This window comes from Herbihabitans rhizosphaerae, from assembly GCF_004216555.1.
Classification (GTDB): domain Bacteria; phylum Actinomycetota; class Actinomycetes; order Mycobacteriales; family Pseudonocardiaceae; genus Herbihabitans; species Herbihabitans rhizosphaerae.
Map to the genome: position 1 here is coordinate 191,122 of NZ_SGWQ01000002.1, position 23,488 is coordinate 214,609.

Below are 23,488 nucleotides of genomic sequence, written 5' to 3' on the forward strand. Positions count from 1 at the left end.
CCACGGCCTAAACTCGTCCGGTCGCGGAGGTGGCTGCCATGGAACCTGTAAGAGGAAGGTTCCTCTAGAATCTAGCGGGAAGTTGCCCCTTGGGTCATTACCCCGAACGAGTGAGGTTGGTGCATGGGCGCTCGACAGACGGTGGAGCGCAGGCAGCTCGGCCTGTCCCTGAAACGCCACCGGGTCGCGCGCGGCAGGTCGCAGGCCGACGTGGGCAAGCTGATCGGCCAGAGCGACTCGCGGATCAGCAAGGTCGAGGACGGCTCGGCGACGCTCAGCCCAGCTCAGTTGGAGCGGGTGCTGGACTACCTCGACGTGCGTGGCGGTGAGCGGGACACGCTCCTGGAGTTGGGTGCACGGGCACGACGGCGGCAGCGACGCAGCGCCAAGGAGAGTCACGAGTACCGCGCCTACGCGGACACGTTGCCCGGCTCCTTCCAGCGACTCGCGGACATGGAGGCTGAGGCTGCGGCGATCTGCTGTTACGGCGCGGGTGTTGTACCCGGGCTGCTGCAATCGCCCAGTTACATCCGTGCCGTGACGAGTGCCTGCGACGGAGTCTTCTGGCCGACATCGGAGATCGAGGTGGAGAACCGCTTCGCCTTCCGTCGCGAGCGCCAGATCAAGGTGCTGGAAGCCCAGACCTCCAAGAAGCTGGAGTTCGTCGTCGCCGAGGAGGCGCTGGACGTCGACGACGACACGACCGTGATGCGTGAGCAACTGGAGCACCTGCTGTATCTGGTCAAGCAGCACCAGCGCATCACGATCCAAGTGCTGAAACGGGGGATGAGCCTCAGAAATCCCGTCGCGAACGGCGGGATCGTGGTGCTCGACTTCGCCGGTTCCGCGCCGAGGGTCGCCTTCGCCTCGACCGCCTACGGGCCGTCGACGTACCACGACGACGAGGAGGACACGGCGGCTATGCTGCGCGCGTTCCGGAAGGTTCAGCGACTCGCTCGGGATCCTGCGGACACGGCAACGCTGATCCGCCGAAAGCTACAGGAGAACTCGTCATGACTCGCAGGCCAGAGGACACCGGCTGGTTCAAGAGCAGCTTCAGCGGTGGCGCTGACGACAACTGCGTGGAGTGCCGCATCTCGGCCGACCGCGTGGGTGTCCGTGATTCCAAGAACCGTGACGCTGGCGCACTGTGGGTCGGCGGGGAATCGTGGTCGGCGTTGGTCGTCGCAGTAATGTCATGAGGGCGCCATTCGGTGCGCGGCTGACCACGGCGGTGTCGCTGCGCGGGCCGCTGTGCGTCGGTGTCGACCCGCACCCGTCGTTGTTGACGGACTGGGGGCTCACCGAGGACGCTGACGGCCTGGCGCGGTTCGCCGACACCTGCGTGGAGGCGTTCGCCGGCGAGATCGCGGTGATCAAGCCGCAGTCGGCGTTCTTCGAGGCGTACGGGTCGCGCGGGATCGCCGTGCTGGAGCGGCTGATCGCCGAGTGCCGCGCGGCCGGCTCGCTGGTGCTGCTGGACGTCAAGCGGGGCGACGTCGGTTCCACGATGGCCGCCTACGCGCAGGCGTACCTGGCCGAGGGCTCGCCGTTGGCCGCGGACGCGGTGACACTGTCGCCGTACCTCGGCTTCGGCTCACTCGACCCGGCGCTGGATCTCGCCGAGCGGACCGGGCGCGGCGTCATCGTGCTCGCGCTGACCTCCAACCCCGAGGGCGCCTCGGTGCAGCGGGCGCGCACCGGCGACGGCCGCTCGATCGCCCAGTCCATTGTGGACAGTGCGTCCGAGCGGAACCACGGGGTGAGCCCGATCGGCTCCGTGGGCCTCGTGGTGGGCGCGACGGTCGGGGAGACGGGGTTGGACCTGTCCAAGCTCAACGGGACGATCCTGGCGCCGGGATTCGGTGCCCAGGGAGCCGGCGTCGGTGATCTTGTGCGGGTGTTCGGCGACAGCCTGCGGCACGTGCTGCCGGCGTCCTCGCGGGACATCCTGCGGCACGGCCCGGACGCCGCGGCACTGCGCACGGCCGCGCTGCGCGTGCGCGACTCACTGACGGCCCTCGGCCACGGGGTTTAGGCCCGCTCAACCGCCCGAAGCGCGCCGTTTTCGTGAGATGATCGAGGTTCGTCCCTAGCGGGCATACCTGCATTTCGTTACTGTGGGTATGTTCGAGGTGGCCGCACGGTTACCGTCCGAACAAGGTGGACCCGCGTTGTCAGGAGAAACCCAAGGTCGGTAACGTCGCCGCACCGATCCAGAGGAAACCCCACCCCACGGAGGAGATCGTGGCCCTTCCCCAGCTGACCGAGGAGCAGCGGGCCGCAGCATTGGAGAAGGCGGCTGCCGCCCGACGTGTTCGCGCCGAGCTCAAGGAGCGCCTCAAGCGCGGCGGCACCACCTTGGCTGACGTGCTCAAGCAGGCTGACAATGACGAGGTCCTGGGCAAGATGAAGGTCACCGCTTTGCTGGAGGCCCTTCCGGGCGTCGGCAAGGTGCGTGCACAGCAGATCATCGAGCGCTTGGAGATCGCTCCGAGCCGGCGTCTGCGTGGTCTCGGCGAGCGGCAGCGCAAGGCGCTGCTGGCCGAGTTCAGCGGCGAGTGACAAGCCGACTCAACAGCAACGGCGAGCCGGGGTCGGGCGTTCGCGCCCGGCCCCGGCTCACTGTTGTGTCAGGCCCCTCCGGCGTCGGCAAGTCCAGCGTGCTGGCCGAGCTGCGCACGATGCGGCCGGACATCTACTTCAGCGTCTCGGTGACCACCAGGCCGCCACGGCCCGGTGAGGTCGACGGCGACCACTACCACTTCGTGGACCGCGACGCCTTCGCGCGCATGGTGGCCCGCGACGAACTGCTGGAGCACGCTGAGTACGCCGGCAACAATTACGGAACCCCGCGCGCACCCGTCGAGGCCGCGCTGGACTCCGGGCGCCCCGCCGTTCTGGAGATCGAACTGCAGGGTGCGCGCCAGGTGCGCAGGACCATGCCGGAGGCGCAGCTGATCATGCTGGTGCCGCCGAACTGGGAGGCGCTGGTGCGGCGGCTGACCGGTCGAGGGACCGAGGACGACGCCGTCGTGCACCGCCGGCTGGAGGTGGCCAAGCAGGAACTGGCGGCCGCCGAGGAGTTCGACGCGGTCGTGGAGAACGCCGACGTGCGGGTGGCCGCCACCGAGTTGGTAACCTTGGTCGTTGGCAAGCCAACTGTCACGGGAGATTGAGTGAGCACTCCGACCGAGTTCGGCATCCAGGGCGACACGTCCACCACCCTCGAGGGCATTACCAATCCGCCCATCGACGACCTGCTCGAAAAGGTCAGCTCGAAGTACGCGCTGGTGATCTATGCCGCCAAGCGGGCGCGTCAGATCAACGACTACTACGCGCAGCTCGGCGAGGGCCTGCTCGAGTACGTCGGGCCGCTGGTCGAGCCCGGCCCGCGCGAGAAGCCGCTGTCCATCGCGCTGCGCGAGATCCACACCGGGCTGCTCGAGCACACCGAAGGCGAGTAGGTCCCTCCGGTGAGCGACCGCCCGCGAGTCGTTCTCGGCGTCGGCGGCGGGATCGCCGCCTACAAGGCCTGTGAGGTGCTGCGTCGGCTCACCGAGTCCGGTCATGAGGTGCGGGTTCTGCCTACTCGTGCCGCGCTGAACTTCGTCGGCGCGGCCACGTTCGAGGCGCTGTCCGGGCAACCGGTGCACACCGACGTGTTCACCGACGTGCCCGAGGTGCCGCACGTCCGCATCGGGCAGCGGGCCGACCTGGTGATGGTCGTTCCGGCGACGGCCGACCTGCTGGCCAAGGCCGCGCACGGCCTCGCCGACGACCTGCTGACCAACACGCTGCTGACCGCGCGCTGCCCGGTGCTGATGGTGCCGGCGATGCACACCGAGATGTGGGAGCACCCGGCGACGGTCGACAACGTGGCGCTGCTGCGCTCGCGCGGCACGATCGTCACCGAGCCGGCCAGCGGGCGGCTCACCGGCAAGGACACCGGCAAGGGGCGCCTGGCCGATCCGGCGGAGATCGTCGACCTCGCGCGACTGCTGCTGAGCCGGGCCGACGCGCTGCCGCGCGATCTGGAGGGGCTGCGCGTGGTGGTGTCCGCCGGCGGCACCCGTGAACCGCTGGATCCCGTGCGGTACTTGGGAAACCGGTCCTCCGGCAAGCAGGGCTACGCGCTCGCCCGCACGGCCGCCCAGCGCGGTGCGGACGTCACGCTGGTCGCCGCGCACACCGTCGCGCTGCCCGATCCGACCGGTGTGCGGCTGGTGCACGCGGGCACCGCCGAGCAGTTGCGGGACGCCGTGCACGAGGCGTCGGCGGACGCCGATGTGGTCGTGATGGCGGCCGCGGTGGCCGACTTCCGGCCGGCGAGCAAAGCCGATCACAAGATCAAGAAGACCGACCGCGACCCCGACCCGGTGACGCTGGTGCGCAACCCGGACATCCTGGCCGAACTGGTCGCCAAGCGGCGCGACGGCCAGACGATCGTCGGGTTCGCCGCCGAGACCGGCGACAGCGGCGCCGATGTGCTCGACCACGCGCGCGCCAAGCTGAAGCGCAAGGGCTGCGACCTTCTCGTGGTGAACGCCGTCGGCGAGGGCAAGGCGTTCGAGGTCGAGGAGAACTCCGGATGGCTGCTTTCCGCCACTGGTGATGAACGGCCGATAACTCTTGGTTCGAAGTCGCAGATGGCTACCGAAGTGTGGGACGCCATACACACTCTGCGCGATCGCTGACCTCACCGTCCGCTGGACTCAGTACTCTGTGGTAACACCTGCTGTCCAGATGAAACGAGGAACCGTGAGCCAGTCGCAGAGCCACAGGCTGTTCACTTCTGAGTCGGTGACCGAGGGTCATCCGGACAAGATTTGTGACGCGATCAGTGACTCGATTCTGGACGGGCTGCTCGGCAAGGACCCGCGGTCCCGAGTCGCGGTGGAGACGTTGGTGACCACCGGCCAGGTGCACGTCGCCGGCGAGGTGACCACCGAGGCGTACGCGGACATCCCGCAGATCGTGCGGGACGTGATCCTGGGCATCGGGTACGACTCGTCGGCCAAGGGCTTCGACGGGAACTCGTGTGGTGTGAACGTGGCGATCGGCGCGCAGTCGCCGGACATCGCCCAGGGCGTGGACACCGCCTACGAGTCCCGCCTGGAGAACGCGCTGGACGAGATCGACCGGCAGGGCGCTGGCGATCAGGGTCTGATGTTCGGCTATGCCTGCACGGACACGCCCGAGTTGATGCCGTTGCCGATCGCGCTGGCGCACCGGCTGTCCAAGCGGCTCACGAAGGTGCGCAAGGACGGCGTGCTGCCGTACCTGCGGCCGGACGGCAAGACGCAGGTGACCATCGAGTACGCCGGCGATCAGGCCGTGCGGCTGGACACGGTGGTCGTGTCCAGCCAGCACGCGGACGGCATCGACCTGGAGCGGATGCTCGGGGTGGACGTGCGCGAGCAGGTGGTGTTGCCGGAGATCGCCGAACTCGGGTTGGACACGTCGAACGTGCGGCTGTTGGTGAACCCCACGGGCCGGTTCGTGATCGGTGGTCCGATGGGTGACGCCGGACTGACCGGCCGCAAGATCATCGTGGACACCTACGGCGGTATGGCTCGCCACGGTGGTGGCGCGTTCTCCGGCAAGGACCCGTCGAAGGTGGACCGGTCCGCGGCGTACGCCATGCGATGGGTGGCCAAGAACGCCGTCGCCGCCGGCCTCGCGACGCGGTTGGAGGTGCAGGTGGCCTACGCGATCGGCAAGGCTGCCCCGGTCGGGCTGTTCGTGGAGACCTTCGGCACCGAGACGGTCGACCCGACCAAGATCCAGCAAGCCATCGGCGAGGTGTTCGACCTGCGGCCGGCGGCGATCATCCGTGACCTGGACCTGCTGCGTCCGATCTACGCGCCCACCGCCGCCTACGGCCACTTCGGCCGTCCCGATCTCGACCTGCCCTGGGAGCGCACCGACCGCGCCGCCGCACTCAAACAGGCCGCGGGCGCCTGACGGCTCGCGGCTCAGGTCGCCGGGGCCGTAGCATCGAAGTATGTGGGCCACGCGCCCCGGACCGGTTCGGTGGCTGTGGTACGCGTGGGGTGGCCGGCTGCCGCACGCGTACCGCGAGTGGGTGCTGTACGACCTGACCCGGCCGACCTGGGTGCTGTGGCACGGCGCGCGGGCGTTGGTCCAGCACTCGGTCTGGCTGCTGCTGTTGCTGCTCCCGATCCCGATGTCACTGCGCGGGCCGATGGTGCTGCTGGCGATGGGCGTCGGGTTGTTCTACTCGTTCGCGTTCATCGAGGACGCCTCCGAGCGCAAGATCGTGCAGCACGGCTACCCGCCGTGGCTCGCACGCGCGATCAGGGAAGAGACTCCCCGGGCCGACCGTGAGCAGGTCGCCGAGTTGTACGCGGCCTACTACAAGGACGGCCCGGGGGAGGCGGCTAGCAGGGACTGACCCGCCTCGGATCAGGGAAACCCGGGACGGGGGAACTCCTGGACCGAGGACGTTCCGTCCGAAGTGGACGAATCGGCAGTCGCCGCGCCGGCTCCGACGACCAGCGCACCGCAGGCCAGTACCGCCAGCAGTAGGGCTCTCATGCCACGCATCGCATCCCTCTTTTCAGTGGACCACGACCCCAGCAGGTCGAAAGTACTGCGCGGTCGGGTGCTAAAGCGTGCGTGGAACCACCTATTAGGTATACGTATCCCTCGGCTTTAGTACCGGTACGCGGTGGCCCTCCCGGTCGCGAAGTCGTACCGGATGAACCCGCCCTGGAAGTTGCTCTGCCGCCCGCCCGACACTCCGGCCTCGTCGCCGGTCGGGTAGCCGAGCCAGGAGGTCTCCCAGCCCATGTGCGCCCACAGGTCCCGGATCGCACCATGCACCTCGTGCGCCTGGCTGGCCGGCGACCAGTAGACCGAGCCACCCTGGAAGTGGTTGAACCGGCCGATGCGATCCGGCGTGCCACTCTCGTCGGTGGTCGGGTAGCCGAGCACCGAGCCGGACCGCCCCAACTCGGACCACTTGCCGTGGATCGCGCCCATCACCTCGTGCGCGCCGGCCGTCGGATGCCAGTAGACCGATCCGCGCTGGAAGTCGTTGTACCGTCCGGCGCCGTCCGGTGGCGCGGTCTCGTCGGTGGTCGGATAGCCGAGCGGGGACAGCTCCCAGCCCATCGCGGCCCACCGGTCGCGGATCGCGCCGTGCACCTCGAACGCGCCGGCCGGCAGGTGCCAGTACACCGAGCCGCCCTCGAAGTGGTTGTACCGCCCGGTGTTCTGCGGCGTGATCATCTCGTCGGTGGTCGGATAGCCGAGTATGGACTTGTGGCCGCCGACCCGGTTCCACGCGTCCTTGATCGCGTGCTGCACCAGATGCGCGCCGGTCGGCCAAGTCCAGTAGATCGATCTGTTGTCGGAGAACAGGTTGTACTGTCCACGACCGTCCCCTGTGGACAGTTCGTCGGTCTCCGGCACGCCGTAGGTGGTGTGCGCGCCGGCGTTGACGTAGGCCGCGTTGATTCCGCCGATCACGTACTTCACGCCGGTCGCCGGCGACCAGTAGAGCCGGCCGTTGGCGTGCTCCTGCCAGCGCACCGCCGCGTCGCCCTGCTCCGGTTTGGTGAGCGCGCCGACGGCGGCCCGCGCGCCCGCGTCGGAGGCGTACCGGCGCGCGATCGGAGTCAGATAGCCCACGGTGAACGTGATGTCGTTGTCCGGCACCACGAAGGTGCGCACTCGCGGCGCGTTGTCCGACCACTTGTCGAAGGTGGCCAGACCGTCCTGCGCCAGTTCGGGCGCGACGACGGTCAGCGTCATCCCGACGGTGAACAGCGCCGAGTCGGCCTGCTCGTCACCGATCACGAACCCGGCGGGCGTGTCGGTGTTCACCGTGATGCGCCGCTGCTTCGGCTTCACCCGGAACGCCTTGCTGGTCAGCGCGCCCTTGCTGTCCGTGGCGTACGCGGTGACCTCAAGGTAGGTGTCGCCCGCGTGGCCGTCGAACACCAGCGCGAAGTCCGGACCGCTGGGCTGCGGGCCGGGGTGGGTGTGGCAGTCGTTGACGCCACGGCAGTGGATCAGGTTCGCCGACCAGGTGACGGGCAGCGCGCCGTCCTCCGGGTCGGTCGCGTCGGCGTGTGCCCTGATCGTCTCGCCGACCGAGTACAGGTGGTCGGGATCCGGCTGGGTGACGGTCAGCTTCGGCGGGGCGTTCGACGGGTGCACGGTGGTCGTCGCGGTACCGCTGGCGAGCAGCGTGTCGGTGGCGGTCAGTCTCACCGGGTAGCTCTCCGGGCCGGCGGCGTAGACGTGCTTGACCGTCTCGCCGGAACCCGTTGTGCCGTCACCGAAATCCCACTGATAGGTGATCGGGTCGCCGTTGGGATCGCTCGACCCGGACGCGTCGAACACCACCGTCCGGCTCGCACTGTCCACAGTGGACTTGATCACCGGCTTCGGCGGGTGGTTGCCCGGCGCGTACACGATCCTGCGGATCTTGCCGGCGGCGATGTCGGCGTACACCACGTCGCCGCCGGACGGCATGGTGGTGAACTTGACCGGTGCGCCGATGGCGCTGCCGAACCCGTCCTGCTCGGGCGGGGTGATCAGCGCGCCGGTGGAGTCGAAGCCCATGGTCCAGATGCGGCTGCGGGAGTAGTCGCCGAAGAAGTACTTGTTGCGGTACCGCTCGGGGTAGCTGTCGCCGGTGTACACCACGCCGCCGGTCACGGCGTTGCCGGCCGTGCGCGGGTAGCTCCAGAGTGGCGCGACGGTGCTGCGGCCCTTGCACACGTCCAGTTCGCGGTAGCCGGGGGTGGTGGCGTTGCCCTCCCAGCAGGGCCAGCCGTAGTCGTTGCCCGGCCGGACGAAGTTGACCTCTTCGGTGGTGTTGTAGCCGACGTCGCCGAGGATCGGCAGCCGGGACGCCGGGTCCAGGGTGAAGCGGAACGGGCTGCGGAAGCCGCTGGCATAGACCAGGCTGCGCGCCGCGCGCGGCTTCGCCGGGTCGAAGTACGGGTTGGTCGGGACGCCGGTGCCGTCCGGGCGCAGGCGCAGCATCTTCCCGTAGGGCACGTTGACGTCGCCGGCGCGCGGCGCGAGGTCGGGGTCGGTGCCGTCCGCGCGGGCCGAGTCACCGAGGCTCACGAACAGGCTGCCGTCGTCGGCGACCTGGACGGTGCTCATGCCGTGCAGCGCGATGTCGGCGGAGGTTTGGAACAGCGTCTGCTCGCCGGCGAGCCCGGTCGGCTCGCCGGCACCGTTCAGGGTGACCGTCCACCTGCTCAGCTTGAACAGGCCGTTGACGCCGGTGCCCGGACCGGTGGCGTGCACGGAGCGGACGGTGTAGATCGCCCGGCTCGCGGCGTAGTCGTGGGCGATGGCGAGGCCCAGCAGGCCGAGGTCGCCGTTGCCGTTGGTGGGGACCATGGCGATCTGCCGAGGAGTGTCCGGCTGTGCTCCCGCCGCGGGCAGCCACATGACCTTGCCGAACTTGCCGATCGCGATGACGCTCTCGTCGGGCAGGAAGGCGAAGTCGGTGAACCCGTCACCGAGGTCGTGCGGGCCTCTCGCGCCGAGCAGGCCGGTATCGATGTCCTGGACGATGAAGTCGTCCGGAAGGCTGGGTGCCGCCTGTGCGGTCGGTGCGGAGGTGAGCACCGCGAGCCCGGCGAGAGCCGTCGCGATGACGGTGACGGCGACCAGCGTGAGTCGGCTGCGCGGCATCGTTGCCCCTTGAAAGTGCGTGCGGAGTGACCGGGAGTGGTGGTCACCCGTTCGCGTGGGGCCGGCCCGGTTGACGGCCTAATCGCCCACTTTGACGACTACGTTTCACTCGATCGGGTGATTTCGCTCGAACTGCAACACGTCGGACCGCCACCCAGGGTTGCCTGGCGCGCCACATTCGAGCCCAGCCCCTGCCGGCGGCGACGGCGCGCTCTGGTAGACCAGCGGGCATGAGCGGCGATCACCGGGGCGAGCGGCAGCCGGCCGCGCACCTTCCGGTGGCGCGTGTCGTGGTGGACGTGCCGCTCGTGCACCTGGACCGGCCCTTCGACTACCTGGTGCCCGAGGCGCTGGACGCGGACGCGGTGCCCGGCTGCCGGCTGCGGGTGCGCTTCGCCGGCCAGCTCGTCGACGCGTACCTGCTCGAACGGGCCGAGCGCACCGAGCACGGCGGCCGGCTGTCCTATGTGGACCGCGTGGTGTCACCGGAGCCGGTGCTCGCCCCGGAGATCGCCACCCTCGCGCGCGCGGTGGCCGACCGGTACGGCGGCACGATGATCGACGTACTGCGGCTGGCCGTGCCGCCGAGGCACGCGCGGGTGGAGAAGGAGCCGCCGGCCGAACCGCCACCGCCACCCGAGGCGCCCGCCTCGAGCTGGGAGCGCTATCCACGCGGAGACGCGTTCCTCGAGGCGCTGCGCTCCGGCCGCGCCGCGCGTGCCGTCTGGCAGGCGCTGCCCGGCGAGGACTGGCCGACGCGGCTCGCCGAGGCTGCGGGATCCGTTGCGGCACAAGGCAAAGGCGCGGTCATTGTGGTGCCGGACCATCGCGATCTGGCCCGCGTGCACGAGGCGTGTGTGCGGCTCGTCGGTGCCGAGACGGCGGTCGCGCTGTCCGCCGAGGCCGGTCCGGCCAAGCGGTACCGCGCGTGGCTCGCCGTGCGCAGGGGAGTGGCCCGGGTCGTGGTCGGCACCCGTGCCGCCGCGTTCGCGCCGGTCGTCGATCCGGGGCTGCTCGTGGTCTGGGACGACGGTGACGACCTGCACGCCGAGCCGCGTTCGCCCTACCCGCACGTGCGCGACGTGCTGGCGATCCGGGCGCACAACGCCGGCGCCGCGATGCTGGTCGGCGGATTCGCCAGGACGGCGGAGGCGCAGCTTTCGGTGGACACCGGCTGGGCGCACGAGATCGTGGCGGCGCGCGACACCGTGCGCGCGGCCGCGCCCCGGGTGACCGCGATCGGCGAGCACGAGTCGCAGGACGCGCGTGACCCGGCGGCGCGGGCGGCTCGGATCCCGTCGGTGGCCTATCAGGCGGCCCGCGAGGCGCTGACCGCCGGCCGGCCGGTGCTGGTGCAGGTGCCGCGCCGAGGGTACGTGCCGGGTCTGGCCTGTCAGAGCTGCCGCACGCCGGCCAGGTGCCGCCGGTGTGCCGGGCCGCTGGCGTTGCCCGGGCGGTCGGCGGACGGCGAGCCGGCGCCGCCGTACTGCCGGTGGTGCGGCGCGGTGGACGCCGCTTTCCGTTGCGCCGCTTGCGGTTCACGGCGGCTGCGGGCGGTCGTGATCGGTGCCCGGCGGACCGCCGAGGAGCTGGGGCGGGCGTTCACCGGCGTACCGGTGCGCACCTCCGGTGCGGCCGAAGTCCTGTCCACTGTGGACGGTGAGGCGGCGCTCGTGGTGGCGACGCCGGGTGCCGAGCCGGTGGCCGGCGGCGGGTACGGCGCCGCGCTGCTGCTCGACGGCTGGGCCCTGCTCGCGCGGGCCGATCTGCGCGCGTCCGAGGAGGGGCTGCGGCGCTGGATGACCGCCGCCGCGCTGGTGCGGCCGGCTCCGGACGGCGGGCGGGTCGTGGTGATGGCCGAGTCGGGGCTGGCCCCCGTGCAGGCGCTGGTCCGCTGGGACCCGGTGTGGCACGCGAGCCAGGAATTGGCCGCCCGCAAGGAGGTCGGCTTCCCGCCCGCGGTTCGAATGTCCTCAGTGGACGGTCCACCCGCGACACTCGCCGTGTTCCTGGACGACGTCGAGCTGCCACCGTCGGCGGAGGTGCTCGGACCGGTGCCGCTCGGCGAGCCCGACCACGAGGGCAACACCGAGACCGAGCGCGCGCTGATCAGGGTGCCCCGCGCGGACGGCCGCGCGCTGGCCGCCGCGCTGCACGCCGCACAGGCAACCCGTACCGCGCGAAAAGAGCCGGACCCCGTCAGGGTCCGGCTCGATCCGCTGGAACTGATCTAGCCGAGCGGGCAGGTCACCAGGAAGACGGACGCCTTCGGGTCCTTCGGGACGGGGCAGAGGAACTGCTCGAAGCGGGTGTCGTTGTCGACGAATCGCTTGAGCCAGGAAATGCTGTACCTGGCAATGGTCACATTCGGCGCGATCGGCTCGAAATGGCTTGCCCCAGCCAATTCGATGTACCCCTTCTTGACGCCAGCCGGGATGCTGTCGTGGAAGGGTTTCGCCATCGCGCCGGCCGGCGCGATGAAGTCGAGTTGCCCGCCGATCACGAGCGACGGCGTACGCACCTTGGTGAAGTCCGTGAACAGGTGCCACGGCTCGAGCGGGATGGTGGCCTTGAGCGCGGGGTTCTTGATCGCGGCCTCAAGGGATCCACCGCCGCCCATCGAATGCCCCATGACCGCCAGCCGTGAGCCGTCGACGCGGGACTTGGCCGGGCTCTGCTCGACCACGTACTTCAACGCGGCCAGCAGTTGGTCGGCACGCATGGAGGGCGTGTCGGCCGGCGTGTTCGTGCTCATGGTGAGTACGACGAAGCCCTGTGAGGCCAGCCTCGGGCCGTACCAGGAGATCATGAACTCGGGCGACATGAAGCCAGGAGAAACGGCTACCGCGCCGAACGTGCCCTGGCTCGTGTCGGTGGGGAAGTGGACCGTGCCGCCGCCGAAGCCCTGTCCGGGCGGGACGGCGGCCTTGTCGACCTTGAACGGGCCCAATTCGGCGTCGATGCTCTGCGGGGTGGGGTCGGGGCCGCGTTGGAACGGGTTGCTGGCGCTGGCGCTCGTGCTGGTGCCGGCACCCGCGCCCGCGGCGTGCGACGCGACCGTGCCGGTGACTAGCAGCGCGGTCGCCGCGAACGCCGCGACGAGCGAACGGGTCGGTTTCACAGAGGATCCTCCTCGTCAGGACTGACAGACAAGTACGGCAAAGGCCGGAAGCGCCAGTCCGACACCTGTGCCGAGATCAGCGTGGCGAGTGAGTGAACGCACCGTCAATGCGCGCTTTCGTCGCGATCAGTTGTTTGTGGTCCGCATGACAACAGCCGCCGGTACAACCGTGGCCGCCGGTGACAACGGACCCGGATCAGGTCCGTTGTCACCGACCCACTCGAGTTGATCTAGCGCTGGAGGGTGCCCTCGTGGAGCAGCTTCCCCGCCGCGTCGAAGGTCGTGTACTTCACCGTCCGAGCTCCCGGAGGTCCTTCGGCCACGAACGTCCCGTCCACGATCACCGCGTCGAACCTTGTTTCGTCGACGCTCAGCGCCATGCGCGCGACCTGAGGCGGTACCACCCCGCTGACGACCCGGCCGACCGGCTGGCCATGGTTGTCCATCGAAGGCGAGTCGGGGAACAGTGTCGGCTTGGCCACCGGCAACGTGATCATCGGGCGGTCCAACTCACCGTCGTGGTACGGGTAGAACTCGGCGGTCTTCCCGTCGACCGTCGCCTCGCACAGCGCGAGGTGGGAGCCGTTGTGCGCGATCATGCCCCAGATGTCGGCCCCGGTCTGCTGGTTGACGCCGATCTTGGTCATCGCGCCCGGTCGCCAGGTCTCCAGATCGAGCACCTTGTGCCGTGGGTCGGTCAGGCACGCGGCGAGCACGCGTCCGGCCAGTGTGTTCAGATCTTGTTGTCCGGTAACGGTTTTTGGATTGTCCACAATGGACACGACGGGTGAGGCCGGATGTGGCAGCACCCTCGGGGCATCGGGTTTCTGGTTGTTCGCGGAGGGGCCCACCATGATCGGGGTGTCCTGGTTGATACGGAGGAGTGGACGGCTGACGAACAGCCCTTCGCGGGACTTGGCGGTGTCGAAGCTGTACATGCCGATCGCGCGCCCGATCGCCACGTTCTGCCACGTGGGATCCTGCACCCCGGCGACGAACCCGTTCGGCGTCATGATCAACGCACCGGTTCGGGTGCCCGCCGCGTAGGCCGGCGGCGCCGACGGGTCGGACACGGTGACCTTGACCGGTGTCGTCTCGCAGAAGAAGGGTTTGCCGTCGGCGCGGATCGCGCTGAACTCCTGATCGGGGTCCTTCGCGGCAGGGCCCATGCTGGACGTCTTGATCACCGACTGCCAGCGGGAGCGGTCCGGGAACAGGGCGGTCTTGCCCGCCTTCTTGATCCCTTCCCAGCAGCGGTCCATGTGCTGGCCGGCCTTGGCGTTTTCGTCGGACGCGGTGAAGGTGGGCCGGGGCTTGGTGCTCGACGACGTGGGGGCCGATCCGGTGGCGTTGAAGCCCTGGGCGGACTGTGCGACCAGGAGCCCGCCGCCGGCGAGGATCGCCACTCCGGCCGCAACGGCGATCGGCGCGCGGTGGTTGTGCGACGGCTCGGTGTCGATGTTCCTGCGCAGGTCGACCCGCAGCCGGTCACGCACCTCGGGCGGCATCTCGCGCCGCGGTGGGAGCTGAATCTCGTTGTCGCTCATGGGGTTTCCTCCAGAAGAGTGCGCAGCCGAGCGCGGGCACGGGACATTCGGGAACGGACGCTCACCTCGGCCACTCGCATTGCGGCCGCCGCGTCTGATGTGGACAGTTCGCCGAGCAGGCACAGGTCGACCACCTCGCGCTCGGCGCGGGGGAGCGTCTCGACGGCGGCCAGCACCTCGCGCATGCGGCGGTCGTCGTCCACTCGGCCGGCCACAGCGTCGGCGTGATCGTCCACAGTGGACTCGTCAGGCACGCGGCGGAGGGCGCGCAGGAACCGGGCCGCGCTGCGGCGCTCGGAGCGCACGACGTTGCCCGCCACGGCGTACAGCCACGGCAGCGCGCTGTCCCGCACCAAGGTCATCTCGGCGCGCTTGCGCCACGCGGTGAGGAACACGGTGGAGGCGACATCCTCCGCCGTGGCCCACGAGCCGGTCAGCCGGTACGCGTGGTTCCACACCGCGGTGGCGTGCCGCTCGAACAGGAGGGTGAACGAGGACTGGTCGCCCGCGGCGGCGCGGCGCCACAGGTCGGGGTCGGACTCGGTCTCGGTCTCGGTGGGTGGCGGTTGTGCTCGTGCGGACAGCGTGGCCACCCCCGTTGGTTTCATCGTCACATATACAGGTGCCCGATCGGGCTACCCGTGTTGCGTCCCTGAGCCGACTCAGGGTCGCATGCGCCCCCGGTATGACGGCGATACGAGACTTTTGGCCGATGTTTTCGCAGGTACCGGGGCGGACAGTGGAGTCAGAGACAGCGAAGGGAGGTTCTCATGTCGATCAGAGCGATCAAGGTGAATACGGTGCCGCACCGGTCGAGGACGGGCCCACGCGCCGTGCTGCGGTTCCTCGGCAACTTCTGCTACGCGATGGTGGCCGTGGTGCTGTTCGGCTCGGCGGCGGACTGATCTCCTAGACTCGGGTCCGTGACAGCTCAGCCGATCCGACTGTTCGGGGACCCGGTCCTGCGCACGCCCGCCGCCGAGGTCGTGGACTTCGACGCCGAGTTGCGCAACCTGGTGCGCGACCTCGCCGACACGATGACCCAGCAGGGCGGTGTCGGCCTCGCCGCACCCCAGATCGGGGTCGGCCTGCGGGTGTTCACCTACCACTGCGACGGGTTCGCCGGGCACCTGGTGAATCCCACGTGGACGGTCGTCGGCGACGAGTGCCAGGACGGTGAGGAGGGCTGCCTGTCCATCCCCGGCCTGCGCTGGGACTGCCGGCGCTACCGCGACGTCGTGGCGGCCGGGTGGGACATGCACGGCGAGCCGGTCCAGGTGGAGGGCACCGACCTGCTCGCGCGCTGCATCCAGCACGAGACCGACCACCTGGACGGCGTGCTGTTCGTGGACCGGCTGGACGACGAGACCCGCAAGCAGGCGATGCGGGAGATCCGCGCGTCCACGTGGTTCGACGGCGCCGTGCCCACGATCAAGCAGAGCCCGCACCCGCTGTTCGGGGCGCGCTGATGCGGCTGGTGTTCGCCGGCACGCCGTCGGTCGCGTTGCCGTCGCTGCGTGCGCTGCTGGACTCGCCGCGGCACGAGGTCGTGGCTGTGGTGACCCGTCCGGACGCGGCGTCGGGCCGGGGCCGGAACGTGTCCCGCTCGCCGGTCGCGGAACTGGCCGACGAGCACGGGCTGGAGGTGCTCACTCCCAGGCGCGCGTCGGACCCGGATTTCCTTGCCAGGCTGGAAGAGCTGGCGCCGGACTGCTGCCCGGTGGTGGCCTACGGCGCGCTCCTTCCGGAGGCGGCGCTCGCCATTCCCAAACACGGGTGGGTGAACTTGCACTTCTCGCTGCTGCCGGAGTGGCGCGGTGCGGCGCCGGTCCAGGCGGCCGTGCGGCACGGCGACGAGATCACCGGCGCCACCACGTTCCAGATCGTCAAGGAGTTGGACGCCGGGCCGGTGTACGGCGTGCTCACCGAGCCGGTGCGGCCGACCGACACCGCCGGTGAGCTGCTCGACCGGCTCGCCGAAGCCGGCGCCTCCCTGCTGCTGTCCACAATGGACGGTGTAGAGGACGGCACGCTGCACGCGGTGGATCAGCCGGCCGAGGGCGTCAGCTACGCCGGCAAGGTCACCGTGGACCACGCGCACGTCGATTTCACCGAGCCCGCGCTCGGCGTGGACCGGCTGATCCGCTCGGTCACACCGGAGCCCGGCGCGTGGGCCACCTTCCAGGACGCGCGGCTCAAGCTCGGGCCGGTGTCCACTGTGGACGGTGATACCGGGGAACCGTTGGAGCCGGGGGAGATCCGCGTCGAACGCAAACGTGTACTGGTGGGCACGGCGACCCGTCCGGTGGCACTCGGCGAGGTGCAGGCGCAGGGCAAGAAGCGGATGGCGGCGATCGACTGGGCGCGCGGCGTGCGGCCCGAGTCGGGGGAGCGGCTGACGTGAACCGACGGCCTTCGCGTCCCAAGCGCCCCGGCCCGCCGAAGCGCCGGACCACCCCGCGCCCGCCGGTCGACGACCCGGCCCGCCGTGCCGCGCTGGACACCCTGCGCGCGGTGCGTGCCCAGGACGCGTACGCCAACCTGGTGCTGCCCGGAATGCTGCGCGACCGCCGGATCACCGGGCGGGACGCGGCGCTGGCCACCGAGCTGGCCTACGGTTCGTGCCGCGCGATCGGCTGGCTGGACCAGGTGCTCGAAGCGTGTTCGGAACGAGCACTGTCCACAGTGGACCCTGAGCTGCTCGACGCGCTGCGGCTGGGCGCGTACCAGTTGCTGCGCACCAGGATTCCGCCGCACGCGGCCGTCGCGTCCACTGTGGACCTCGTGCGTTCGGAGTCCGGCTCGAAGCTCGGCGGGTTCGTCAACGCCGTGCTGCGCCGGGTGTCCGAGGCGGACGAGGCGACCTGGGTGGAGCGGCTCGCGCCGGACGCGGCCACCGATCCGGTGGGCCACCTCGCGACCGCCACCTCGCACCCCAAGTGGATCGCCCGCGCGTTCGCCGACGCGCTCGGTGACACCGGCGACGAGCTGGCCGCCGCGCTGCGTGCCGACGACCGGCGTCCCGCCGTGCATCTGGTCGCACGGCCGGGGGAGATCAGCGCCGACGAGCTGGCCGCCGTCACCGGGGGAGACGTCGCGCCCTACTCGCCGTACGGCGTGCGGCTGGAGGCGGGCGCCGGCGATCCCGCCGACCTGGAGCCGGTGGCCGAGAAGTTCGCCGCCGTGCAGGACGAGGGCAGCCAGCTGTGCGCGCTCGCGCTGACCCGGCCGGAGCTGGAAACCGTTGCGGCACAAGAGGAGCGTTGGCTCGACCTGTGCGCCGGCCCTGGCGGGAAGGCGGCCCTGCTCGGCGCGCTCGCCGCGGTGTCGGGTGCGACGGTGGACGCCGTGGAGAAGACGCCGCACCGCGCCGGGCTGGTGCGCGGCGCGGTCGAAGGGCTGCCGGTGACCGTGCACCTGGCCGACGGCCGGGAGTTCGGCGAGCCGGGCAGCTACGACCGGGTGCTGGTGGACGCGCCGTGCACCGGGCTCGGGTCACTGCGCAGGCGGCCCGAGGCACGCTGGCGGCGGCAGCCGTCGGACGTCGGCGGGCTGACCAAGCTGCAGCGGGAACTGCTGATGCGGGCGGTCGAGCTGGTGCGCCCCGGCGGTGTGGTGGCCTACGTGGTGTGCTCGCCGCACCTGGCGGAGACCGTCGGAGTGGTGGGCGACGTGGTGCGCCGAACCGGCGCGAAACCCTTGCCCGCCAAGGAGTTCTTCCCCGAGATGCCCGACCTCGGCGACGGCGACAACGTCCAGCTCTGGCCCCACCGGCACGGCACCGACGCCATGTTCTGCGCCCTGTTGCGCCGCTAACCGGCGCCGGAGAGGACCTGGGCGAGGGTGGCGTCGACGCCCTTGGCCTCGATGATCTCCGCCAGGCTGCCGCCGGTCTGCTCGGTGATCTTGCGCAGCGCGTTGCGGTCCGGTGACGGGCCGAGCGCCACGATGCTGACCGACACCTTCCGCGCGGGGTCCGCGGCGCTGCGCAGCGCCGCGAGCAACTGGGGGTCGCCGGGCGTGCCGTCGTTCGGTCCGTCGGTGATCACCACGACCCGGTTGGTCTTGCCGTCGACGTAGTTGTTGGTCGCCGAGCGGTACACGGCCATGATGCTCGCGTTCAGATGTGTCGCGCTGACCGGATTGAGCCCGTTGACGCCGGTGTGCAGCGCCGAGCGGTAGTCCGCGACCGGCCTGGTCGGCACGAGCTGCCGGAACGGTTCCTCGCCCTGCAGCGCCCGGGAGAACTCCCACAGCCCGACCGAGCCGGACGCGGTCCAGTCGGCGAGCTGGTGCAGGGCCTGCTTGACCCACTCCATCCGGCTCTTGCCGTCCCCGCCGTCCTGCTCCATCGACTTGGACACGTCCACCAGCACGGTCACCACCTGGCCGCCGCCGGTGGCGTTGCTCCACGCGGTGACCAGCTGCTGGGTCGCCTGCGGGTCGGCCGGCACCAGGTTCGACGCGGGCGCGTCCCAGCGCAGGCCGGGCGATGGGCTGGGGCGGTCGTTCTGGTCCTTGCCGCGCAGGCCCGCCTTGGCGAACTCGCGCTGCTGGTCCGGCTCCTTGAGAAAGTCGCGGAACCGTTGTGCCGCACGGATGTGCGTCGGTTCGATGCCCGCGCCGGCGAGACCGACGAGCGGGAAGTCGGCGTTCGGGCTCGGGCCCTTGGACACGACCGCGGTCAGCGGGCTGGCCGGCGGCGGCTTGCCGTCGAAGCCCATGTTCCTGCGGTACAGGTCGACCTCGGCCACCGGGATCGCGTTGTAGGACAGGCCCGCCATGCCGGTGGAGTCGCCGAGCTGGATCAGCGCGTCGCGGGTGGTCGGCGGGACGTTGGCCGCCTGCGCGGCGGCGAGTCGGGCCATCGCCTCCTGCACCACCGGCAGCGTGAGGGTGGCGGTGGTGACCGGGCCGTTGCGCCACGGGCTGACGCCGGCCATCCCGCCCTGCAGCGCGAGCCCGCTCGCCGGGTTGGTCGTCGGCGAGGGCAGCGCGAGGCCGAACCGGCCCCACTCGGGGTGGCCGAAGCGGCTCCAGCCGTCGGGTGCCGCGGCCAGCTCCGGCACGTCGCTCCAGCGGAACGTCGGCCCGGAGTTCAGCGCGCTCGCGGCCTCCTCGCGCACGGCGAGCACCACCGGGCTGCCGGCGACCGACTCGGGCGCGGCACCGATCAGCGCGTTGTTGGTGGCGGACAGTCTGCTGGTCCAGAACGAGGAGTCCGGCAGCCACGCCTGCGGGCGCGGGCCGAGCTGCGACTCGTCCCATTTTCCGGTGAGCCCGCCGAGCGCGCGCTCCGGCTCGACCGCGTTCACGTCGACCGTGACGCAGTGGTCGTGCACGACGTTGCGCTGCGAGTTCCACCGGCCGGCCGACTCCTTGACGGCGGACTCGACGCTCGGCGCGACGGCGACCCGCAACGAGAGGTCGCCCTGCGGGCACCCCTCAGGCTGGTCGGCCGCGCGACTGTCCATGGCCGACTGCAGCCACGTCCAACCGAGCCATCCGAGGAGGACCACCGCCACCAGGCTGACCGCGACGATCGGCCAGCCAGCGACGCCGCGACGCGCGGGTTCACCCTGCGCGCGGTGTCGACCCATGCGACAGGTCCCCTTTCAAGCGATCCGTGAACGGACTGGTCGTAGCCGTCCGTAGTCGACACCCGAGTGGCCTCCACCCCGACACGGAGCGCATCCGGCGGTCGCCACTCTAATAGGTGAGTGTCGCCGGTCAAGAGTAGCTACTATGAGTGAGATTCGTGTTGCGCGCTGGTCGATGTGAGGACGGCGGCGCAGACCGCGGTCAGCCGCTCACGCAGCGGCGCGGCCCGTTCGGTGAGCGCGGCCTGTTCTCGCACGTACTGGGCCCGGCCGCGCTCCGACTCGATCGGCACCGGCTCAAATCCGATGGCCGACAGGTCGTACGGGCTCGCCCGCATGTCCAGCGCCCGAACTTCCAGAGCCAGCTCGAAACAGTCCGCCAGCAGGTCGGACGGCGCGTACGGGTCGAGCTTGTAGGCCCACTTGTAGAGATCCATCGTCGCGTGCAGGCACCCGGGCTGCTCCAGCTCGATCTGGCGCGGCCGGCTCGGCTGGACCGTGTTGCGCGGGCGCGCCGGCGCGGTGAAGAACCGGAACGCGTCGTAGTGCGTGCAGCGCAGCTTCGAGGACTCGACGACCTCGTTCGTGCCGCCCCGACCGAGTCGCAGTGGCCAGCCGGTGTGACGGATCTCCTCCTCGCCGGCCCGGTACACCATCGCCCATTCGTGCAGGCCAAAGCAGTTCAGCCGGGGTGTGCGGGCCGCGGTGGCGCGCAGCAGGTCCAGCACGAACGACGCCGTCTCGCGGCGATTGTCCGGCAGCGCGACGAGGTCCAGTGCCACGCCGCCGGGCACCTCCGCGTAGGCCGGCCAGCGCAGGTACTCGCGCGCGGACGAGCCCGCGAGCACCACGCCCGGCCCAGGGTGCCAGCGCAGCAGCTTGGACGGGCGGAACGAGTAGTAGGTGAACATGAAGTCGAGCACCGGGTGCTTCTCCCCGGCGGCGCGGCGGCGCGCGTGCGGCTCGGTCCACCGGCGGACCCTGGCGACGTGCTCGTCCCGGCGGGCCGTCCACGCCGCCTCGCCGAGCACGATCGCGCCGCTCACGCCGTCGACGGTAGTCAGGCCCCGTTGCCGGTGTGCGTGCCGTCCCGAACGGTGCCGACGTACTCCTCGACCAGGTCCTCCAGCGCGACCACGCCGAGCACGGCGCCGTCCTCGCCGACCGCGGCGGCCAGGTGGCTCTCCTCGCGGCGCAGCGCCGCCAGCGCCGCGTCCAGCCGCGCGTTCGCGCTCACCTCGGGGAGCTGCCGCACCCTGGACAGCGGCACTGGCGTGGCCGGATCCGCGCCCGACAGGTCCAGCACGTCCTTGACGTGCACGTACCCGGTGATCCGGCCCTCGTCGGTGCGCACCGGGAAGCGGGAGAACCCGGTGTCGGTGACCGCCGAGGCGATGTCCTCGACCGTCGGCTCGCCCGGCACCGTGCGCACCTCGCCGAGCGGCACCAGCACGTCGGCCACCGTGTGCTCGACCGACGACAGCGTCTGCGCCAGCCGCCGGTGTTCCGCGGGCTCGATCAGCCCCTCCCGGCGCGACTCGCTGAGCAGCTCGGCCAGCTCGCCGGAGGTGTACGCGGTCTCCAACTCGTCGCGCGGCTCCACCTTGAACAGGCGCAGCATCGAGTTCGCGACCAGGTTCAGTATCCAGATGAACGGGGTGGCGATCTTCACCCACAGCACGTGCGCCGGGACCAGCCACAGCGCCAGCCGCTCCGGCTCGGCGATCGCGAGGTTCTTCGGCACCATCTCGCCGACCAGCACGTGCAGCAAGGTCATCACCGCGAGCGCGAAGGCGAACGCGATCGCGTGCAGCAGGTAGGTCGGCAGCGTGAGGCCGAGCGCGTGCAGCGTCACCTCCAGCCGGTGCGCGATGGCGGGTTCGCCGAACGACAGCAGCAGCAGCGAGCAGATCGTGATGCCGAGCTGCGCGCCGGCCAGCATGGCGGACACGTCGCGGCTGGCGTTGATCACGATCTGCGCGCGCTTCTTCCCTTGTGCGACAAGGGATTCCAGCCGGTCACGGCGCGAGGAGATGAGGGTGAACTCCGCGCCGACGAAGAACGCGTTGGCCAGCAGCAGCACGACGATCAAACCCAGGGCCGCCCAGTCGCTCACGGCGCCTCCCCGGTCGTCTCGCGCGCGGCGGCGGTGCGCTGCACGTTGATCTCGGCGATCCGGTGCCGGTCCATCTCGGTGACGGTGAGCCGCCAGCCGTGGACCTCGATCGAGTCGTCGTCGCCGGGGATCCGCCCGAGCCGGTCGAGCACCAGGCCGGCCACCGTCTCGTACTCGCCCTCGGGCATCTTGAAGCCGGTGACGTCGGCGATCTCGTCGGCGCGCAGTTGCCCGGAGACGACCCAACTGTCCGCGTCCAGCCGCTGCGACGCGGGCGCCTCGCGCACGTCGTGCTCGTCGCGGACGTCGCCGATGATCTCCTCGACCACGTCCTCGAAGGTCACCAGCCCGGCCGTGCCGCCGTACTCGTCGACCACGATCGCCAGCTGCAGGTGCGAGTCGCGCAGGCGGTCCAGCAGCGCGTCACCCGGCAGCGACTCCGGCACGGTGAGCACCGGCCGCAGCATGGAGCCGATCTTGAGGGTGTCCCGGTCGGCGGCCGGCACCGTGAACGCCTGCTTGACGTGCACGGCACCGCGCACGTCGTCCAGGTCCTCGCGGTACACCGGGAACCGGGACAGGCCGGTGTCCCGGCACAGGTCCACCAGGTCGGTCACCGAGCTGTCCACGCTCAGCGCGTGGATCTGCACGCGCGGGGTCATCAGTTCGCCGGCGTCGCGGTCGCCGAACCGCAGCGACTTGTCCATCAGCTCCGCGGTGGAGGTGTCCAGCGTGCCGCTCTCCGCGCTGGCCCGCACGATCGAGCCGAGCTCCTGCGGCGAGCGCGCGGACCGCAGTTCCTCCTGCGGTTCGACGCCGAACTTGCGCACCACCCAGTTCGCGCTGTTGTTCATCAGGCTGATCAGCCAGCGGAACGTGGAGGAGAACCGCGAGTGGTAGCCGGCCACGGCGCGCGCGGTCTGCAATGGCCGCGCGATGGCCAGGTTCTTCGGCACCATCTCGCCGAGGATCATGGACAGCGAGGTGGCCAGGACCAGCGCGATCACGACCGAGAAGTTGTCCGCGACGTTCTCGGACAGGCCCATCGCGGTGAGCAGCGGGTCGATCAGGTCACCGATCAGTGGCTCGGCGACATAGCCGGTGATCAGTGTGGTGAGCGTGATCGCCACCTGCGCGCCGGAGAGCTGGAACGACAGGGTGCGATGCGCCTTGAGGACGGCGTGCGCCCGGCGGTCGCCGACCTTGCGCACGTTCGCCTCGACCGTGCTGCGCTCCAGCGCGGTGAGGGAGAACTCGGCGGCGACCGCGAGCCCGGTGCCGATCGTCAGCAGGACGACGAAGAGCAGGCCCGCGATCGCGAGGACGACATCCATCAGCGGACACCGCCGCGATGGTCATGGAGGACGCCGGGTTGTTCACCCGGCTCGGTACTGTCACCGTGCACGGACGGTGT

Annotated in this window: 23 protein-coding genes; 14 read left to right on the plus strand and 9 right to left on the minus strand. The window is 70.5% G+C overall.

What is annotated here, in order from left to right:
* Window positions 1–123: 123 nt before the first annotated feature.
* From EV193_RS06425 to EV193_RS06465, 9 genes are all read left to right on the plus strand, one after another.
* Window positions 124–1,017 carry a helix-turn-helix domain-containing protein gene (locus EV193_RS06425; RefSeq protein WP_130343081.1) on the plus strand — a complete coding sequence of 298 codons (894 nt, stop codon included), beginning with the start codon at window positions 124–126 and terminating at the stop codon, window positions 1,015–1,017.
* A complete protein-coding gene (locus tag EV193_RS06430; protein WP_130343082.1) occupies window positions 1,014–1,202 on the plus strand; it encodes a DUF397 domain-containing protein in 189 nt (62 codons plus the stop codon). Before EV193_RS06425 ends, EV193_RS06430 begins: the two co-directional genes overlap by 4 nt.
* A complete protein-coding gene (gene pyrF, locus EV193_RS06435; protein ID WP_130343083.1) occupies window positions 1,199–2,038 on the plus strand; it encodes an orotidine-5'-phosphate decarboxylase in 840 nt (279 codons plus the stop codon). Before EV193_RS06430 ends, pyrF begins: the two co-directional genes overlap by 4 nt.
* 209 nt (window positions 2,039–2,247) lie before the next feature.
* A complete protein-coding gene (gene mihF / locus EV193_RS06440; RefSeq protein ID WP_130343084.1) occupies window positions 2,248–2,565 on the plus strand; it encodes an integration host factor, actinobacterial type in 318 nt (105 codons plus the stop codon).
* Window positions 2,562–3,179 (plus strand): guanylate kinase, encoded by a 618-nt coding sequence (gmk, locus tag EV193_RS06445; RefSeq protein WP_130343085.1) that lies wholly within the window; start codon window positions 2,562–2,564, stop codon window positions 3,177–3,179. The genes mihF and gmk overlap by 4 nt, the downstream gene beginning before the upstream one ends.
* On the plus strand, window positions 3,180–3,467 hold the full coding sequence (gene rpoZ, locus EV193_RS06450) for a DNA-directed RNA polymerase subunit omega (RefSeq protein ID WP_207222533.1): 288 nt from the start codon (window positions 3,180–3,182) through the stop codon (window positions 3,465–3,467). It begins immediately after the preceding gene.
* Between the two features lie 9 nt (window positions 3,468–3,476).
* Window positions 3,477–4,697, plus strand: a complete 1,221-nt coding sequence (gene coaBC / locus EV193_RS06455) for a bifunctional phosphopantothenoylcysteine decarboxylase/phosphopantothenate--cysteine ligase CoaBC (RefSeq protein WP_130343086.1) — start codon at window positions 3,477–3,479, stop codon at window positions 4,695–4,697.
* A gap of 49 nt (window positions 4,698–4,746) precedes the next feature.
* On the plus strand, window positions 4,747–5,967 hold the full coding sequence (metK, locus tag EV193_RS06460) for a methionine adenosyltransferase (RefSeq protein ID WP_165401266.1): 1,221 nt from the start codon (window positions 4,747–4,749) through the stop codon (window positions 5,965–5,967).
* Window positions 5,968–6,007: 40 nt separating this feature from the next.
* A complete protein-coding gene (locus EV193_RS06465; RefSeq protein WP_130343087.1) occupies window positions 6,008–6,418 on the plus strand; it encodes a DUF5313 family protein in 411 nt (136 codons plus the stop codon).
* An 11-nt stretch (window positions 6,419–6,429) separates the two neighbouring features.
* Here the strand turns inward: EV193_RS06465 and EV193_RS34390 are convergent, their stop codons facing one another.
* Entirely contained in the window at window positions 6,430–6,561 is a 132-nt protein-coding gene (locus tag EV193_RS34390) for a hypothetical protein (RefSeq protein WP_278044161.1), read from the minus strand.
* A 117-nt stretch (window positions 6,562–6,678) separates the two neighbouring features.
* Window positions 6,679–9,690, minus strand: coding sequence for a PQQ-dependent sugar dehydrogenase (locus EV193_RS06470; protein WP_130343088.1), 3,012 nt, complete (start codon window positions 9,688–9,690; stop codon window positions 6,679–6,681).
* Window positions 9,691–9,881: 191 nt separating this feature from the next.
* On the opposite strand from EV193_RS06470, the gene EV193_RS06475 reads away from it, so the two are divergent.
* A complete protein-coding gene (locus EV193_RS06475; RefSeq protein ID WP_278044171.1) occupies window positions 9,882–11,924 on the plus strand; it encodes a primosomal protein N' in 2,043 nt (680 codons plus the stop codon).
* On the opposite strand, the gene EV193_RS06480 is transcribed toward EV193_RS06475, so the two are convergent.
* From EV193_RS06480 to EV193_RS06490, 3 genes are all read right to left on the minus strand, one after another.
* A complete protein-coding gene (locus tag EV193_RS06480) occupies window positions 11,921–12,811 on the minus strand; it encodes a poly(ethylene terephthalate) hydrolase family protein (protein WP_130343090.1) in 891 nt (296 codons plus the stop codon). The genes EV193_RS06475 and EV193_RS06480 overlap by 4 nt on opposite strands.
* A 230-nt stretch (window positions 12,812–13,041) precedes the next feature.
* Entirely contained in the window at window positions 13,042–14,358 is a 1,317-nt protein-coding gene (locus EV193_RS06485; protein ID WP_130343091.1) for a hypothetical protein, read from the minus strand.
* Window positions 14,355–14,966: an RNA polymerase sigma factor gene (locus EV193_RS06490; RefSeq protein WP_130343092.1), complete on the minus strand. Its 612-nt coding sequence runs from the start codon at window positions 14,964–14,966 to the stop codon at window positions 14,355–14,357. Before EV193_RS06490 ends, EV193_RS06485 begins: the two co-directional genes overlap by 4 nt.
* Before the next feature lie 162 nt (window positions 14,967–15,128).
* On the opposite strand from EV193_RS06490, the gene EV193_RS34395 reads away from it, so the two are divergent.
* Genes EV193_RS34395 through EV193_RS06505 form a run of 4 tightly spaced genes read left to right on the plus strand, consistent with a single transcriptional unit; the run spans window position 15,129 to window position 18,174 of the window.
* Window positions 15,129–15,263, plus strand: coding sequence for a hypothetical protein (locus EV193_RS34395; protein ID WP_278044162.1), 135 nt, complete (start codon window positions 15,129–15,131; stop codon window positions 15,261–15,263).
* Window positions 15,264–15,281: 18 nt separating this feature from the next.
* Window positions 15,282–15,827, plus strand: coding sequence for a peptide deformylase (gene def, locus EV193_RS06495; RefSeq protein ID WP_130343093.1), 546 nt, complete (start codon window positions 15,282–15,284; stop codon window positions 15,825–15,827).
* Window positions 15,827–16,762, plus strand: a complete 936-nt coding sequence (gene fmt / locus EV193_RS06500; RefSeq protein WP_130343094.1) for a methionyl-tRNA formyltransferase — start codon at window positions 15,827–15,829, stop codon at window positions 16,760–16,762. The genes def and fmt overlap by 1 nt, the downstream gene beginning before the upstream one ends.
* A complete protein-coding gene (locus EV193_RS06505; RefSeq protein WP_130343095.1) occupies window positions 16,759–18,174 on the plus strand; it encodes an RsmB/NOP family class I SAM-dependent RNA methyltransferase in 1,416 nt (471 codons plus the stop codon). The genes fmt and EV193_RS06505 overlap by 4 nt, the downstream gene beginning before the upstream one ends.
* Here EV193_RS06505 and EV193_RS06510 read toward each other — a convergent pair.
* The 4 genes from EV193_RS06510 to EV193_RS06525 form a co-directional block, all read right to left on the minus strand.
* A complete protein-coding gene (locus EV193_RS06510) occupies window positions 18,171–19,958 on the minus strand; it encodes a substrate-binding domain-containing protein (protein ID WP_130343096.1) in 1,788 nt (595 codons plus the stop codon). The two genes, EV193_RS06505 and EV193_RS06510, sit on opposite strands and share 4 nt — an antisense overlap.
* A gap of 143 nt (window positions 19,959–20,101) precedes the next feature.
* Complete coding sequence (locus EV193_RS06515) at window positions 20,102–21,004, minus strand: 3-methyladenine DNA glycosylase (RefSeq protein ID WP_130343097.1); 903 nt, start codon at window positions 21,002–21,004, stop codon at window positions 20,102–20,104.
* 14 nt (window positions 21,005–21,018) lie between these two features.
* Window positions 21,019–22,074, minus strand: coding sequence for a hemolysin family protein (locus EV193_RS06520; protein WP_130343098.1), 1,056 nt, complete (start codon window positions 22,072–22,074; stop codon window positions 21,019–21,021).
* Window positions 22,071–23,408 (minus strand): hemolysin family protein, encoded by a 1,338-nt coding sequence (locus EV193_RS06525; RefSeq protein WP_165401267.1) that lies wholly within the window; start codon window positions 23,406–23,408, stop codon window positions 22,071–22,073. Before EV193_RS06525 ends, EV193_RS06520 begins: the two co-directional genes overlap by 4 nt.
* Window positions 23,409–23,488: the final 80 nt, after the last annotated feature.